At 37.1% G+C, this 18178-nt stretch carries 12 protein-coding genes; 2 read left to right on the top strand and 10 right to left on the bottom strand.

What is annotated here, in order from left to right:
* Positions 1–6: 6 nt before the first annotated feature.
* The 8 genes from L0992_24030 to L0992_23995 all read right to left on the bottom strand — a co-directional run bounded on the left by L0992_24030 (position 7) and on the right by L0992_23995 (position 9907).
* On the bottom strand, positions 7–759 hold the full coding sequence (locus L0992_24030; protein XGB69445.1) for an oligogalacturonate-specific porin KdgM family protein: 753 nt from the start codon (positions 757–759) through the stop codon (positions 7–9).
* Between the two features lie 811 nt (positions 760–1570).
* Positions 1571–2083, bottom strand: a complete 513-nt coding sequence (gene tpx / locus L0992_24025) for a thiol peroxidase (protein ID XGB69444.1) — start codon at positions 2081–2083, stop codon at positions 1571–1573.
* A gap of 656 nt (positions 2084–2739) precedes the next feature.
* Entirely contained in the window at positions 2740–3333 is a 594-nt protein-coding gene (locus tag L0992_24020; protein XGB69443.1) for a helix-turn-helix domain-containing protein, read from the bottom strand.
* Positions 3334–3952: 619 nt separating this feature from the next.
* Positions 3953–4717 carry an EAL domain-containing protein gene (locus L0992_24015; protein ID XGB69442.1) on the bottom strand — a complete coding sequence of 255 codons (765 nt, stop codon included), beginning with the start codon at positions 4715–4717 and terminating at the stop codon, positions 3953–3955.
* Between the two features lie 44 nt (positions 4718–4761).
* Positions 4762–5874 (bottom strand): hypothetical protein, encoded by a 1113-nt coding sequence (locus L0992_24010; protein XGB69441.1) that lies wholly within the window; start codon positions 5872–5874, stop codon positions 4762–4764.
* Positions 5849–8485, bottom strand: coding sequence for a TcfC E-set like domain-containing protein (locus tag L0992_24005; protein ID XGB69440.1), 2637 nt, complete (start codon positions 8483–8485; stop codon positions 5849–5851). The genes L0992_24010 and L0992_24005 overlap by 26 nt, the downstream gene beginning before the upstream one ends.
* A gap of 25 nt (positions 8486–8510) precedes the next feature.
* Positions 8511–9236: a hypothetical protein gene (locus L0992_24000; GenBank protein XGB69439.1), complete on the bottom strand. Its 726-nt coding sequence runs from the start codon at positions 9234–9236 to the stop codon at positions 8511–8513.
* A gap of 164 nt (positions 9237–9400) precedes the next feature.
* The gene (locus tag L0992_23995; protein XGB69438.1) at positions 9401–9907 is read right to left on the bottom strand and encodes a fimbrial protein; all 507 of its coding nucleotides are present in this window, start codon (positions 9905–9907) and stop codon (positions 9401–9403) included.
* A 2334-nt stretch (positions 9908–12241) separates the two neighbouring features.
* On the opposite strand from L0992_23995, the gene L0992_23990 reads away from it, so the two are divergent.
* The gene (locus tag L0992_23990; protein XGB69437.1) at positions 12242–12544 is read left to right on the top strand and encodes a hypothetical protein; all 303 of its coding nucleotides are present in this window, start codon (positions 12242–12244) and stop codon (positions 12542–12544) included.
* Between the two features lie 251 nt (positions 12545–12795).
* Positions 12796–13494, top strand: coding sequence for a hypothetical protein (locus tag L0992_23985; protein XGB69436.1), 699 nt, complete (start codon positions 12796–12798; stop codon positions 13492–13494).
* Positions 13495–13852: 358 nt separating this feature from the next.
* Here the strand turns inward: L0992_23985 and L0992_23980 are convergent, their stop codons facing one another.
* The gene (locus L0992_23980; protein XGB69435.1) at positions 13853–16330 is read right to left on the bottom strand and encodes a helix-turn-helix domain-containing protein; all 2478 of its coding nucleotides are present in this window, start codon (positions 16328–16330) and stop codon (positions 13853–13855) included.
* 98 nt (positions 16331–16428) lie between these two features.
* The gene (locus tag L0992_23975) at positions 16429–17778 is read right to left on the bottom strand and encodes an MFS transporter (GenBank protein XGB69434.1); all 1350 of its coding nucleotides are present in this window, start codon (positions 17776–17778) and stop codon (positions 16429–16431) included.
* Between the last annotated feature and the right edge of the window lie 400 nt (positions 17779–18178).

Below are 18178 nucleotides of genomic sequence, written 5' to 3'. Positions count from 1 at the left end.
TCCCCTCTACCAAGAGTAAGTTAGACCAGCGCGATATCGGACTTGACGCTCGTTGGTGGTTTTACTGGCACGCTTATCACCAATACGAAAGTATGGTTCCCACGAACCAAGTTTGTAGCCAACTTTTAGATCAAGTGCGTAATCCTTCTTACCATTGTTCCAGGTGATGTAGTCGTTATCGTAATAAACACCGTTAAAAGTCAATCTGAGGTTTGTACCATCCGGATTATATTTGACCCATAAATCGTATCGCTTGTTGTTACGATCTGAATTATTATAGTTTTTAGAGTCGCTCGTAGCTTTATCCATATCATATCGAAATCTACCAGATAGCTTCCATTCTTTCGAGAAATCATATCCACTACTCAAACCGTATTCATAGGTCGACCACCACTTGCTACTATCAAGCCAAAACATTGGTTCCAGCCAAAACTTTTTATTGTCTAGTGGCTTAAACTTATAAACAGCACTTAACCCCATGCCGTTATTTGTGAAGTCAGAAGGGTTCCATACATCTTGGTCCGAACCTTCTTCTGTTGCATAGCGCAACTCTGCCAATATACCTAACCCGTTACTAAAAAAGTTACCGAACATAACACGATCATAGTGCTTACGAGATTCGGATAGATATTCATGTCTATAATCGGTAAACCCATGGGGACCACCGTCTGCTAAAGCAGGCAAGCTCGCAGAGAGACAGCTAAACGCCAAACCAAATATTAGTAGGTTTTTTTTGGATATAAGTTGATTTTTTTTCATTGTATTGACCTCTATTGTCAGTGATATCACCTTTTTTATAGACGCACCAACCCAAGGTGTCAATTGGTACCTACCAATAAAGTGTATCTTGTTCACAAATTTAAAAACAAGATGTAAAAACAATTAAAAAACTAAATAAAGATCGACTTTTCACGAAAATGTGTAAAAAAATTCAACTTAGGTTCGTACCAATGTGTAATAAAAGTGAAACTTATATACCATTCGTATCCGATATCAGTTAATTAACTGATTTTTATTACTTATCTAGATTATGTACTGTAGATACAGTACCTAAAAACGTTCGCATAATTAGCACATAGAATTAGCACATAGAAGTCAAATTTTACGCTAACAAAGAGTAGAGTAGACTTAAAAGAAAGATAGGAAGTGAGGCTTGATTTTTTGCCTTCAATAAAACAGTTAGTTTGGCGGGAGATAATTCTGAAGAACCAGAGAAACGTCACGCTAAAAGCGTCCTCCGAGCCATAGAGAAGAACGTTCTGTTAGCGTGCAAAGCGAAGAACAAAGAAAGGATATTTTTTACGACTTACAAGCAACAACCTGTATGTAAAACAGGCTATCAAAAGTACATTAACAATACCAAAATTACACTGCCTAGTGTGTCACTCAAAGGCAGTGTAATATAATAGGTGCAAAACTGAACAAGTGTTAAAGATTGATTGAATATGATCTCAAATCACGTGTTTGATACTCTTATGATAATATACAACGCCAAAGGCCACATTAGAATTCAGTTTTAAACGGATCTCCCCCACAAAACCAATTAAGTGTCTATGTTGTATACAGTGGTTCAATTTTTACATGCCAAAATAGCCGCCTTATAATTAGGTTCATCGGTTATTTCTTGAACCAGCTCATTATATTTAACCAATCCATCTTTCCCAACCACTATAATTGATCTAGCAGCTAGACCTCTGAGTAGCCCACTACTTATTTCAACACCGTAATCTTGCATAAAGTTAGTTGAGCGAAAGCATGACCCAACAATACAATTAGATATACCCTCAGCGTCAAAAAACCTCTTCATAGCAAATGGCAAATCCTTAGATATACAAACAATCAGAACATCTTGCAAATCATTCTCACCTCTAGACTTCATATGATTTAAAATACGCACACTAGAAGCACAAACATCTGTGTCCAAACTTGGAAAAATATTTAATATCAATTTTTTTCCTTTCATTGCCGCTAGAGTAAGAGCATTCAAATCTGATGAACACAGCTCGAAGTCCGGAGCACGCTCGCCTACTATAGGTATTGAACCTTTTATCGAAATTGGTTTTTTTTGAAATGTTACTAACACAAGCAACTCCTCATTCATTGTCTTTAATTAGATAAAACCACACATAATAATGTATTTTTCCTTGTACATGATTTTTTAATATTCAACTATTTATATAAAAATCCCCTTTAATTTAATCGACTAATCCCAAAAAAATAAATAACTAAAACCACCCACCAGAAACGCCGATGAACTCAATACCAAAATCAATATAAAAGATAGTACTATATCATTTTTTAGATTAAGGCTTGCTTTAGAGGACACACATAACCTTAATGATTTTATATCATCCTCTAAAACGTTGCACTTATACTTTAGCTCTTCGATATCGGTGCTTGAATCTTTAATACACATAACCAACCTCCCTGCTGTTTAAAATCTTTGTTACTCTTACAACAAAACATTCTCACACGAGAATGCGTTTTGCAGTATGTTTAACATTAAATAATATCAATAAACATATAACATAAAATTCAAATAGGAAAAGGTAGATTCACGTAGAAAGGAAAAGGGGGGAGAAGAAATAGATCCAAGGATAATGTTACTAGTGATTAGTATTTTATTCCATCTGACCAAGCAAGTTTTTTAAGTTAAAAGTAAGACTGTTCTTTGACAAAGGATATTCTAAAGAACCGTACAACAAAAAACAATCTTACTTCTGAAACCTATCAAAAATATTAGAAGTGACTTTTCATTATAATAAAAGTATCAATAATCAAAAACAATAATATTACACTTAATAAAATATAGATCAATTTTGAAAAATTAAATTTACCTTCTTCGGCTCCCTCAAACTTTTCAAACCCTGTGGATTTTGAGACTTTTTTAATGGGAGTTCGTAAAAGTGAAGAATAATTTTCTTCATTTATAGGAACCGCTAAAAATTCTTTGTTGATTGAATAACCAACTCTTGGGTGAGTGATAATAAACTCTTCATTTATAATATTCTTGATTTTTTTACTTAAGGTACACTTCAACTGGTTTAAATTGGTACCTTTATCTATATAATCAGACTCAACACCCCAAATATATTCTATCAATGCTAACCTTCCGACCACAGGAGGCTCATCACTCAAAGCCTGATTTTTATTACTTTCTTCTATCAAAATCTGCAAAAATCTGAGTTCCGGGGTAGATAGGCTTACAGCAAAATCCTTAAGATAAGAAAAGTCATTGTAATCTCTCATATTAGGGGCAAGTGGAAACAACTTAGAATCTCCAATGACGAATATATCACCTACACTTTCGCTTTCGACTTTGAATTTTTTCAAAATTTTACCATTCACGTTACAAACACGCCACTATAATTAACATTAACACCAAGAAAGCACAATCTGAATTAAACAACACCTTAAAGGTCATAAGTTATAAGTTATAAGAAAAGAGCTTAACGCTAGTTTATTGTCTTGAACCTTCTAAAGTTTATCTCTAAACAAAAAGGAATTAATCCTCTGGCCGATCGCGATTTTTGATCTATTCACTAGCCAGTGAATGTAATCATTATCATAGATATAGCTATTTCGAAGGCCAGAAAATAGGACTGAATGATAAAACTCCTTTCACCTTATCTTTCAAAATCTTATCTCTGTACTTTTAATTCCATACTAATATGGTATTTACAACGCCAATAGACATGTAATGAACTTCGTAACCGCCCATGTGGTTGTTTCTTACTCGTGGTGAATAAGAGATTACTTCTAACATGGACACTTCTTCAGACTACAGCCTCAAGCAACAATGGCCACCGCTCTAGGCGGTGGTTTTAGGAGCAAATGAATACACATGTGTACATTATTATAGGGCGGTAATTTTTGAAGTCGTACACCTTTATATGTTAGAAAATTGAGCGGCTTACTTCAAGCTGACAGTTTTACTATTTAGCTCACTGGATTATTGATTGTTCAAATTTCTGGAGTTTAAATGTAACCAATCATCATAATATAAACAAGCTGAGTACAAATAGCCTTGTAAAAACACTCGATCGTTACCTTTGAACAACGCTGCCTGAGAAAGATGTTCTACCCCTTCAACGACTACTGCCTCATAATCAAGTAGTAACCTGTTTACCAACCTTACTAGTTCACCTGGATAACATTCATCGAGCAAGAACAAGGATTTATCAATTTTAACAACATCCCATTTAATTGAATCTAATATGCGGACATTACATGAATCGCTTAAAGAAAAGTAATCATCTAACCAAACCTCATGTCCTCTAGCTCGTAGTTTATTAATATTACCAACTGCTAGTTCGCTCAAGGAACTAGCTAGGCTTCCGTTGACTTCCAAAGCGAAGACTGAAACATCCAACTTAGTTAACTTTTCAATAAATTCGGTATCTTCCAAGCATGATGCGTTAACATTAAAGGTGAAAAGGCTTTTATTAAAACTGGTTCGTTCACCTTCATAACTAAAGGTGATTTGATGTATAATCAAATCTTTTACAATACTGTCATCAACCAATCTAAAAAAAACCTCACTTGATACTTCTTTACCATCAGCAAACTTGACTCTAGAGAGAACTTCAGTAGCAACTGTATCTCCATTAAAAGATACTATATCTTGATATTTATTATGAAACGTAGCATAAACCTTGTTAGAGTCTGACTCTAATAACAAAAATTTCCCTCTCGACAGATTTTTTATTTTTAGCATAATTTGTCATCCCTTATCGAAGTAATTAGCAATCCAATAATTCGTTAAAAGTCTCGCTCAACAATCATAGTTACTTGATCGCTATATAAGCCAGGCTCCACACCTCTGCCAACATCGACCTTTATTTCCAAAGATCCTGCCTGCATCCCAAAGCCGTCGCTTTTTGCTACAACTAACTCACCACCCGCCCCTGTAAATCTTTGGCGTATATCAGATCCATTTAAACCAGCACCTTCAAGAAAGATGCTCGTCGCTATCGGCATAAGTGAGTTATTTGCGAAATATCCATTCGAATTTGAATGTTGGACTTTAATTCTATAATCATCATTAGTATTTATAGTAAAAGGCAAAGAACCCGAAAAAGTTCTGATGGCGTTATCATAATCTAGGTTTAAACTTGTTGATGGCATAGAGAAACTAAATACAGGGTCCACCGTAATTGAAAGTGTCATATCAACATCGGAAAGCGTCAACGAACCAGGGCCAACGACCCTTTTAATCCCTACATTATTAGTAACCTTAGTATAAACACCAGGTGGTAAATCTCGTCCATTTAACACCTCAAACCTCCAAAGGCCACCAACCCCTTGATTATGTGTTGTAGGTACAGAAACAGAACTAATGGCAAATGATCTAGTTGAGCTGTTAGAATTTCCCGCACCAAGCGGAAATTCAAGGTATGCGTCTGAAGCTAAAAATCGTGCATAGCAATAATCCCTCAATGTAGGACTGATTGACATACCATTAAAAAGGGTATTACGAATACCAAAAAAGACTCTTGATACTCCTAACGGGTGTATTTTTATTCTCATTATGTCACCACTCGAATTAGTTAATGTTTCTTCGATTGGATTTGTATTTATCGTCACCTCATTTCTTGCTCTATCGACAATCGTCGCATTTTCTCCAAATATCTGATAATAATTCAACCCAGCATTTTGAGAACAACGACTCCTTTTCCCCAGAAAAATTTGTCCTGTTTTATATTCGTCTGCATATTGAGGGCCACTTTGACTCGAATCATATCTATACCCTAAACCAATTGACAACCTCGCATTAGCGTTTACGGTGGTACTGGTAGCAAGGCCAAATAAAATAGATAACATAACAAAAAAACGAGAAAATCTAACTCTATTGACAGGTGGTCTGACCAACATACATATATCCTTCTTTGATTGCTTTTTTAGTCACATTTATATCATCAATTTCAAGTTGACAAACTTTTTTCATATCCTTATCAACTACTTGAATATTATTTGAAATTATATTTTCTGAACCTAATATTAGCATTGAGTCAAAATAGAGAACATTCTCACCTTTGCTACCTTGATACATACGTCTAATCTCGCTCCCGTTGTCTACAAAGTATTGCTCTCCGTCTTCCCCAGTACTATTTAGTGCATTATTTTTTATATAACCTGTTATCCCTACTCTTTTCATGATATCGATGTTCTCATAGGCGAAATTCCCAGGGAAAAAGCTATAACTTAAGGTGTCATTACTAGCAAATGAATTTGTACCATTAATCAAAACGTTCCCTTCGCTAAAAGGCCGAACTGGAATCAGAGTCTTCCCTATACCATTTAACTTAACAGTTTTTTCATTTTGACTACTCGCATATAATTCAGAGTCATAATCCTCTTTCTCACTATTATTTGTCTCTAATAAAATTCCTGCATCATATTGTTCACTATCGAATAAAAATTCATTTCCAGAAAAGTAAACATTGCCACTCAAGTTTAAAGATTCATTACCTGACCAACCTGCCTCACCTTTCCTATTAGACCTGTATAATCCAAAACTACTTTTGAACGCGCTATTGTCTACAGAACCATTTAACCCAAACGTTTTAGTGTCTTTCCCTACTTGCCCAATGGCAGAGTAATCGTACCCATCACCTTTTACTCGTCCACTTACATCTACTGTGTTAGCATTCTCGTTGGAATAAGAGTAACCACCATTAAAATAATATGTCTGTTTTTGCTTATTAGCCTTTGAAGCAAGTGCCAATGAAAGAGAAAGGTTCCCGCGCAAATCATCACTAGAAGATGTACCTATTGAAAAAGACAGATTTAATGGCAGATTAAATATATTTAGGTGACTAGAAGAAACGAAGTTTAATTCCTTATATGAGTCGTTATTTTTAATATTTCCATTTGAATTACCATATATATTATAGACTCCATTCAAGCCCACAGTATTAAGCCAATCGACATTCCTTACAGACATTAACGTATTCGCTAATAATGACGCAGAGTATCGATCGTTCTTTTTTATATTTCTAAAATATACACTAGAACTTAAATCATTCCCCGCTATGTTTGGTAAGGTAAAGTTAGTTCGTGTCTGTGTGGCCCAATCTAGATTCTTTGGATCAAACTCAACTGTAAGTCCTAGCCCAAACCTTGGGGTTACAGCATACTTAATATTAGAAAGTAAACTCGTCTCACCTCCAAGGACATTAGCAGTAACAATACCATCTAATTTTTTTGATAATCTTTTTGAGTAATTGACGCCAAAATAAGGCTCTGTCGACGAGAAATCTTTCCCAAAAACATTGCTGGAACTATATTCTTTACTGCCTAAACCAATGGCCAATGAAAAATTCTCACCCAACTGACTGCTCTTGTTTACCGTATCGAAAAGTGGTTCTATTTTGATCCCATCAACTGATTTTCTATCTATCCTTACATCATAGTTCCCTAAAGGTAGTTCTTCTAACGATATGACTTGTCTTCCAGCACTAGTTTGTTTGGTATAAATTAATCGGTCCTTCATAAACACTTCTATAGTTCCTTGAAAAGGCATATAAACGACCAAAGGTTCACCATATCCGAAGTTATTATTTGATTTTATTTTCAAAGCGCTGTCAGTATTTGAGAACCATCCTCCAATTACACCCACATTATCTAATAGTCCCAACCCCAAATTAGTTACGTTGTTATTCGAATTTGATTTGAAACCAAATTCATATTTAAAATTGTCACTTACATTGCTTGTATTCAACTGGTCTAATGCAAACTTACTATTATATTTATCTTTTTGAAGTGTTGGTTGAAATAGTAGTTGTGTATTTTTGTAAGAAAATATACTGGGAAAACTAACAGAAGACACAACGTTATCCTGATCATCATGAGAAGCAGTTGCCCTGTAGCCTATACGACCACTAATGCTAGTAGCGTTGCTTGTTAGATACTGGTTATTCGTTGTATAATTAGATAGTCGGTATTTTTCATCTAAAATCGGATTATTTTTTTCCTTAAGATAATTCTCTAATATCCAGTCATCTGCTAGCAAAACTAAATATTTACCTCTAGATATTTCGTATTGCTGAACTAACTTTAACTCTGCTCCTTCAGAGTTACGAGAGTACGCGCAAAGATCATATATCAATGAATTTTTTATATCATTGATGCCTTTACAGCTTATAGACTCACCAACGTCAAGTTCGAGTTGACTCAAACTCATCGACTCAAATGTTTTTGAATTGTCATTATTGACAATCAAATAACCACTATCCAACGGTTCCCCCAGAAAATAAACAACTACCGGACTCTTTACTTGTGATTCATTAACTAATTCAAATCCTTTAGGAACTTTAATTTGATAGTCTCCTGCTAATGTTAATTCCTCATTACTAGCAAAAATTTCGCCTGAAAAAAAAGTCGTTAATATACAGATGATTGCTATTCTATACGTAAAACTTACTGGAGGCATTATTTTACAATGCCACTTAACTTCGGTTGATTCGCTTATATTAAAAAACATTGTTCACTCCCTAAACTATTTAAATCTAGTTGTTGCCGACCTTATTAACAGAAACATTTGGCTTTACAAGGTCACAATTCCATTTAACATTTGCACCTTCAATCGAGTTAAACTTATCTGCAAAATCATACTCTCTGCCACTTGGTAGTCTAATTTCCGTATATACCTTCCTATTTACGCCATTGGAAACTATACAATTTTTCAATAAAATCAGTGTGTTGCCATCATTCTTTATTTTTGTATCATGTATAAAATAGTTGTATTTAGGTTCTGAGCTCTTTACGCTAACAAAAGACGTTGAAGACACTGAAAAGAATATATTAGCCTCTTTCGTTTTTTTCTTAATCCCTTTATATTCATATTCAGCAATCGGGATAAACCTAACTTTAAAATGCCTATCTTTTTTCGTTTTTTTTCCGGTAAATATAACTCTTACGTTCATAGTTGAATGAGCTGGAACTGCCAGGCGAGGAGGAGTAGCTATCAAACCATCCTGTTTCCCCTTGCCTCTAACAAGCGTTAAACGTTCTTTTCCTGAATTGATCAAACTTGAGTCTATTTCATATATATCAATACGAGCATATATAACTCTTGAACTATCGTTTCTAACATTAATTATTTCACTAGATTTCATTTGGTCTAAGACAATTACATCACTAAGCACATCAAGCTTATATGCTTCTGTTGCGTAAACGTTACTTGAAATCATCACCAACAGGACTGTAGTAAATATACTTGTAATTAAATTCATTATTTGGCACCTATTATTCATTACCCACCAACCGTTACAGATATGCATACTTTATATACATTTAAGAAAAGGTAACTACTGTAACTAAAGAAAATAAGGGCGATAATGTTCCTTCTCGCCCTTATATCGCTAATGTTTAATTTAAGACTTTAATAAGTTACAAATTAGAATGAGTCTTCGAAAACTAAGGAAACCGTGCCGTTATAAATCCCAGCAACATTTGTGGTCGTGGTACCAGTTCCAATCTCCAACAACAAGTCTCTAGTTTCTGAGGTGCCAGCAGTAGTATTTTGAACTACCTTCTCGTTACTCGTAGATAACGTTTTACCTCCTAATTTGACAATAAGAGGAATGTTAGATCCGCTGCCATTTGTTAGCTCTGCGGCATTTGATAGATATGCAGAAACACCCACATCTGATTTAGCGGACAGTACAAGTTTATAATCGTCAAATCCTGTGCTATTGCGATTTAAGCCAACAACTTGAGGCCACGTGCCTGTTTTTGGCATAACAGTAAAAGTTGTAGATGGAACGGTAGCGGTAACATTAATTACTTGGTTAATCTGATCTCCCTGCGCAGCAAAAGCAGCTCCTGACGATACTGCTAATACTCCAGCCACAATTGATGCTGATGCGATACTCTTAACCATATTGAACGGCTTGATTTTCATGTTATATTCCTTATAAATCTAAAAATTTAGACTAACTAATAAAAATAATTTAGATGCTAAATGAGTCTCCACCGTAACAATATAAATCACCACGACGCCAACTCACTTGGCTAACTCTTTTACCTGTCAAAATTTCTTCTGTTCGACAATGGTAAAAATCATCATCGCAATCAAAATATAGTTATATGGACGGCTATAAAAAAACAAAAATACGAATAACCCATTTACCATATAAATCCTTTTTTTTGCGACGTAAACAGTATTGACAGTTTGCGGGAGATATAAGAAATTAAATTTTATTAATTAACATATTTAACAATAAGAAATAAGAGGTTAAACCTCATACTCTAACTTAGAGACATTCAGTAATATTCCATATTTACAACAACTTAAGTGCCAACATCACCACGTCAGACAATATTAGTCAACTTGTACAAGTTTACCGATTAATTTAACATCACCTTTAAAATTAATACTTCAACCAACTGTTAGATATATTAAATAGTGATCACACCGACGATTATTGTTAAGCTATTTACACATTTAGAATTCCAGGTTATTCTCTGTTTGATTTTTTGCTTTTCATTAACCCAGTTTTTATTGGATAAACACTATAGAAAGAGCTTCGTTCCCTATATCAGGAAATAACCCTTCAATTTTCGGTCCGTTCAGATAAGTTAACTCAAAGACTAAAATTAAAAACCAAGCCTTAGTATAAAAATCTAACTAATAGTAATATGATCAATCTTTAGCACTGACATTTTCATTTAATGAAATAACCATCGTGGCAATAAACAAGGCACGATTTTCATGAACGAGAGGTCTACAAGAGGTGCCGTCGTCACACCGTCATTATTCATGTATTAGCAAGCGAGCCAAACGGTCAACGTTGCGTTCAAAAGCAAGAGCAGACCAAAGTAAAGGGCGAAACCTGCGTGCGCTAAAGATCAAAAACCAGAGTAAACGTGAGTTGAAGATAAAAGCATGACACTGATGGGAAGCACCTGATATGGCGAAAATTTCATTTAGCGGTCGATGTACAAACGAATAAGTGATTACCGCTAAATTTATCAAATGTGGACGGCAGTGAAGCGCCTCTATGGCTTAGGCAGATCTGCCAAAAAAGTCATAAAGATACCTGGTGATGATGCTCATGACACAACGTATGCTACGAAACAATTCACGTCAAACAAACAGTTCCGCTTATTGCGATGAGGGAAGACGAAACATTCCGGTAGCAAGTTCTTCCCCGCAATCTAGCAATCGGTTGTTAAAAAAGCTATGTAGCTCGAATAGCATTAGAAAAGAGTACGGCTACCCATAAAAGTTCGTTCTCAGAGACAGCGATTTCCCTTTTAAAGAGACCACTCAGCGGTATATTAATCTTAATAAATTACAATACACAAGTGTGTCAAAATTCCGCGATGCAAAAAGCATTGAACAAGCTTACTGGGTTAGGTATACCTGAAAATTGTCTTATTGAAAAAACATGCGAAGCGGGGTGAATCTATCTCTAAATTTAATTACACCCCAAGCCCTTGATGTCACTTGGGGATCTGTCATACATCCAATCTCAATGTGAGCCAATCCAATTAAAATTTCTTGTGGACTAACTAGCCTTCCCGTTGGTAACACTAATTCATCGTCAATAAAGCAGAAACCATTTCAATTACCTACAACTTCTAGTTCTCTATTACAGTAGAGCCTCTTCTACTCTGGCTAGTAAAATTTAAATAGAGAATCTAGGAAACCATCAAATGATTACTTTCTCTGAAATTGAGCAAATGTTTCACCTTTTAACGAGTGGCCAGTTTAAACGCCTTTCATATCGGGGCGTTTATGGCTAAGGCTCGCGACTTGCTATCAGTTTTGCTTGTCCTATTCGCGATTATTGCCGCTTGGTGATGTCCGCAGCATCAGAGTGATTTAATTATATTTAATGTTAAATGATTTTAATTAACAGTTTATTTTATTTACTGTTGGCCGGAATCTATTTTACTAATGTACGAAATGGTTAAAGAGACTAAAACCATCATCTGCCGAACATCCACCAAAAGCATTGGTATAACTTATAACTAGAGATGAGGATGTGACCGCGGAAGCCATAGAAAAACAGCCGACCAATCCGAGCAAAAAACTGTCGGCAAGGCTTAAATCATAGGTTCGTCACTTAAATAATCGATTCGTTGTAGCAGTTGCTTACCTTCCCCATTCGAATAAACAACAAGAAAATGAAAATCATCGTAGAACAAAAGAAACTTGGATTTTGTAAGAAGTCTATTTGTTGCATGCTCGGCATCGATTACAAAGAATTAATAATATTAGAAACGACCGATGAAAAAACTAATCATACTTACTGCGATTACCCTTTCAGTTTCAGCTAACGCACAGGCCCGTACGGATGCCGTATCCGACATTGCACTTGTAAAGGAATGCATGTTGCTAACGGAGCTAAAGGCGCAGACCCGACGTTTTTTTAAATTTCTAGATGGTGAAATGAGAAACTTGGCTGGTGATGATTATCCATCTAATCATGAGATCACCATTAAACAGAAAGAGTGGCGAGCATTAGAAAACAGAGCCTCGTCAAGATATAAAACATGGGAATCATTTCAGCGCGACGCCTTGAGGGGATAGTTAATGGCTAACATAACAGATGCAAATTATTGCAATCGAAGGGTCAGCATCGATGAGGCGCTAGAACTCATATCAAAAAGAAGGGCCATCAAACCCCTTTTTATCTGCATAGGCTGCAAGCAGCTGCTTAGGCCAGTACGGAAGACACCAACGGCCCATGCGCATTTCTCGCATTATCGCGGATCTGGCGTATGCACTTACAACACACCACAAAACAACAACCTTTTGGGTTCTTAATAGGAAAAGCAACAATGAAAAAATTGACACTATCTATACTTATTACAGCTTCACTGGCTGGTTGCCAAGATGATGCAACCACCAGCGCTAGTGGCGTGGTATCTGATGGTTCTAGAGCTTCCGACACAATAGGCCGTAGTGACGAAAGCCATAAAAACGGTGGTTCTAAAGGGGCAGTAATTGGTGACGGTGATATGGTCAAGTTTGAGCAAGCTATAGAGCTTTCACAAATTAACGGTGCTAGTAACCTATCAATAGACGGTAAGAAGGGCGCAGTATCTGGCTTTGCCGACGAAAAACAGGTTTGGATATACGAGCCAGCATCAACACTAGTTCAAGGCGCTACTCTGTCAGATTACGACTTCTCAAAAGTGTCTGTTGATGCGGACAACTTCCCTGATGCGTGGATCAACGCGTACACGATCAACACAGAGACAGGTAAGAAAACGACCGTAAACTATCTGATTCACAATAATTTCGTTGAGATTCTAGGAGATGAAATTTACATGCCTTATGCCGATTTCATGGCAACAGAGGCTCAAAAATACCAAGTTCGCACAGACTACATGGAAAGCGATTTTAAACACGGCGTGATTTTCGGTAATTTCATTACGCGACTAGGTGGTAAGAAATCAAAGCAAACCGATGCTTTCACGGTTACTGGTTGGGACATCGCATTCAACGGCCAAAAAGAAACAGCAATTAGCTTGTAAAAATTCACAAACCTTTAAAACCAGTAGAAGTGCTGGTTTTTTTGTATTAATTACACTGCCCTATTTAGATATCTTTACCGTAATCGGCTTAACATCAACCTAGGGTACCCCTTATTCGAATGATTATTGTGAAGAGAAGCCATTAGTTAGTAATTCGATATCGGTATAGCTTTTGAGACCTCATTACGATATGAAGAAGCAACAATAAGAAAGACTAATTCCTGAAAACTCTGGCGCAACTCGGAACTACTCTAAAGTAAACTAGCTACCGTTTAACCTGACATCATTCGAGCATTATTTATCTACGTAGCACGTTGAGCCGAGAGTGTGCCATTTGGAGATCAGTGAATTATCGTTTTCAATTATTCTTTTTTATAGTAACTAGTTCTATACCATGTGGTGGAAGTGTTATGTCTATGCTAATACAGTTATCTAACACATCAATCTGTCTAACGTTTCTGTTCGGTGCCGAACTGTGTTTTAGGTAGTTTAAATCTTGTTCATCGAGAAGGTTTGGCCCCCCCATGTTTTTCCAATTATCAAATACGGAACCAGAGCTGCGATTGAGTTGAGTCCGAGTGACCTTCCATGTTCCATTGCCGATTTGGAAATTGAAGCGGGTGTTTTCTGAGTCCCCTTGAACGAACACATTATAGGGGTTATTTTTATCGATAACAGACACATCACCTTGACTATAAAGTTGGTTAAAGTGTACGTAATTGACGCAGAGTATTTGGTAATGGTCCTTAGTACTGCAAGTTACGATGTGATGTGTACTTATGTCTAAGATTTCTGTCCCCAGTTCATTGAGTAAACTAATCGCATGATAGCTTGGTTTCTTGAGACCTTCTTTGGTTTGTAAGCCAAAACCACCGTGAAACGTCTCGAGTACCGGCCCTCGCTCTTCAAACAAGTCACTAAAGGTCCAGACACCCAATGAATTCACTTGATCTAACATCGAAATCGCATTGTATACAATAAAACTGCTTGAAAAAACGGTGTCCAAGATAGGGTTTCCCCAACACGCACTCAGATTCCATTCTGAAATATGGTACTCCCGTGTTTTCAAAGGCGTTAATATCTGCTGAATTCTACTGTTAAGCTCTTGGGTACCATTTTCTCCCATTGGCCGCCAACACATCTTGGAATTGGCGAGCGTTTCTAATTGTAGCCACTGCTCCGGATAAATATGGTAAGAAAAAAAATCGGGTTCTAACTGGTTATCTAGGCAAAAGTCGACAAACTTAGTTAACCATTTATCCGCGCTTGAAAGTGCGTGACTCACCGAAGGTCCACCCACTTTTATTAAAGGTGATACGTCTTTAATCGTGCGATAAGTTGCCAAATAGAGTTGGTGATATTGCTGTTGTGTACCTGACCAAAATACCGGTTCTAAATCAGGTTCATTCCACACTTCAAATCGCCACGCTGACACTTCATCCTCACCATATTTGCTGACAACATGCTCCATAAAGCAACGGCATAAGTGAGTCCATAGATTGATGTCTTTCGCCGGTGATACATTGCCGTTCCAGTAAGCGACTGTTTGATTGGAGGTCGCGTATTCATCTGGCATATAACCTAAGCAGAAAAAAGGCTTAAATTTATGGGCGAGAAGGAAGTCAATTAACTGGTCAACTAGATCCCAGTTAAATACATCGTTAGCACAGAGGATTTGCATCTGACGGTTAAAGATACCTTGGAACCTAGCATAATGGTACTTATGTTCTTTCTGTGTGTTGGTTATTTGCAGTTGTACGTCTTTACGTAGTATTTCGTGGGCACAACCGAAGGTCATCATCTTCTGCCAAGGCTTTGCCATCAGAGTGGTATCACCCTGATAGATATCAATACTGTTGAAGTCACAGGCAGTTTCTTCAATTGGCGAAACTTCATCATGTGTAATGTATTTATCAAGGTATGAATATAAAGATGTGAATATTTTTTTATGAGATATAGTTAAATAGTTGCATACAATAGCATGATTACTATCGTACTCCTGTTGGTAATTCCCCCTAAACTCGGTTGGCGTGCAATGGTACTTGTTTTTGAACTTCTTATAAAAAACCTTTAAGTCATTAAATCCGCAATTATATGCGATCTCACCAATCATCCTGTCGCTTTCACACAGCAATACGGATGCTTTATGCAGCCGATAGTTAAACAGATACTCCATAAAGGATATGCCCATTTTCTCCTTGAAAAAGCGAGATAGATGGAACTGACTTACGTATTCATGTTCTGCGATATCTTTAAGTTGAATCTTGCTGGCATAGTTCTGTTCTACTTGGGCAATGATGCGAGTTAAACGCTCTAGATCTCGTGCTTTTATAGTGAATTGCTGTGAATCGTTGTCCACTTTATCAATTCCCACTTCTAGCAATAATTTAATAATCTCAAACGCTTCCTTCTCCATGGTAAGTTTAAACCACTTACATTGAGTGGTGAATGCTCGCGCTATCTGTGCAATATGGTAGCGAATTTCGTCAAGTTGACTGGCTTTCCATCGTCCTGGAGCGGTTGAATCACAATTAAAAGTGACTCCGTTAAACTCAGGGTAAATATCTGAAATCAGGTTTTCTTGAAATTGAATCGCGACAACAATATTGTTATCAGACGCGCTGAGGCTATGAAGTTCATTCGAGTTGACTAACACCACATCGGATGGACCTAAATCGACTTGTTTGTTCTCTCTCTTTAATGTGACGTTACCATTCAGAATCATCAGTAATTCATATTCTTGGTGCCAATGAGGAATAACATCTAGCACTGAATGGACGAAAACTTTGATATTCAGTCCTTTATCAAAGGCTACTAACTCTCGGCGATACTGCATATCTCTACCTTATATAACCAAGCAACTCGTGGTTACTGGCGAATAGTATTTATTAAAACTAAATCTGATTTAAATATCAAAGTTAGGCCTTCAATTGATTAGATACTTTCTAAAGCTTTTCTGCGCCTTTCAAGCTCAATATTCATATCCTGGCATATTGCTTTGTTAATCGGAAACTGGCTGAGAATGAGTCCATTTAAGACACCGCCAACGGCAGGAAGAATACTCATCATCAAAATAATGCCATACAGGGCATCTGGAGTTTGTGACTCACCAGCGGCATAGCCAAAGTAGGTCAATATCAGGCCAGTGATCATTCCGCTAAGACCCATACCAAACTTATGCGAGAAAGTAACGGAGCTTGTAGTTAAGCCAATGACGCGTTTGTGCGACTTCCACTCTGAGTAATCAGCAGTATCTGCTGTCATTGACCATAGCAGGGGCACACCTGCCCCCATTGCCGCCATCACCAATCCCATCAAACCATAAACCAGTGCAAGGTTAGTAATATCAATCCAATAAAAGTTCACAACTAGCAGGGCAAATACAAACTGTGTCACCATCAAGGTTTTAACTTTGCAAAAGCGTTTGTTAAGAACAGTACCTGTAAGGAGGGCACCAGCAATCATGCCGACATTTCCTGAGACAAAGAAGCCAGTGGCTAAATCAACATTGCCCACGTTGTAGCGGAAAAAATACATACCGACAGCAAAAGGCAACGTGATTACGCTAAAGATAAGCATCCCAACGATAAGCAAGATCCACCATGCTTTATTTCTAATTACTACAGAGAAGTCTTCCTTAAGCGATGAGTTGCTCTTGAGAGGTTTGACTCTCTCCTTTGTAAAAAAGAAGGTGACGAGAAATAACACCAATGACAGACAAGCAAACATGGTCATGACCATTTGGAAGCCTTTTTGCTCGTTTCCAGCACCGAAATAGTTAACCAGAGGTAGGGTAATGCCCGAGACAATCAGGCCCGATAGAAATGCAAAGAACATTCTCCAACTGGCGAGTTCTGTTCTTTCTTCTGAATTGGACGACATCAGAGTTGGTAACGAGGAATAAGGAATATTTACGATGGTATAGCAAATCATGAGGGCGGTATAGGTTGCATAGGCGTAAATGATTTTGCTGTTTGCGGATAGGTCGGGGGTGGTAAAGGTCAAAATAGCAAGTATTGCCATCGGTAACGATCCAAATAGGATATATGGACGAAATCGCCCCCACCGTGTTTTGGTGCGGTCAGCGATGATGCCCATCAGTGGGTCGGTAATGGCATCGATCATCCTCGCTGCAAACAATAGTGTCCCCACCACGGCAGCACTTAAACCGAATACATCGGTGTAGTAATACATAAGAAAGCTGGTGACCACGGCAAAAATGAAAGAGCTCGCCATATCACCAAGCCCATAGGCGATTTTCTCACTAAGCTGAATTATTTTCATATTTTCATATTCTCTTGTTATTCGGGTACAGCTCATTGTCGCCTATCTAATCCCACACAGATAATAGGAATAATGACATTAGATATGGGTGGTTTTTGTTACATTGTTGATAAAGTTATGTTGATCACAGTTAGGGCTTTGTAAATAGAGCATCTCGCCGAGCCTAGGGTCTTAGCTTACAAACTGTTCATATTTCAAGAGTGTAGCGGAAACTTCAGCTATAGCTAGAGACAAGAGCAGAGCGACAATATCGCCATAACGTTAAGATCACACTTTTTTGTCCACATCAAAATCTCCCCCCTAAGCTCAGTAAATACCCCCCAAGTACGATCATCTCATGTCACTTACCATTAGTCCTCAACGTAACTATTCACGTAAACGAGGTTTATAAGATGAACTT

The sequence above is a fragment of the Vibrio pomeroyi genome (genome assembly GCA_041879425.1).
GTDB lineage: Bacteria > Pseudomonadota > Gammaproteobacteria > Enterobacterales > Vibrionaceae > Vibrio > Vibrio pomeroyi_A.
Note: the sequence above shows the minus strand (reverse complement) of the source record. Positions and strands in the feature narration are given on the sequence as shown.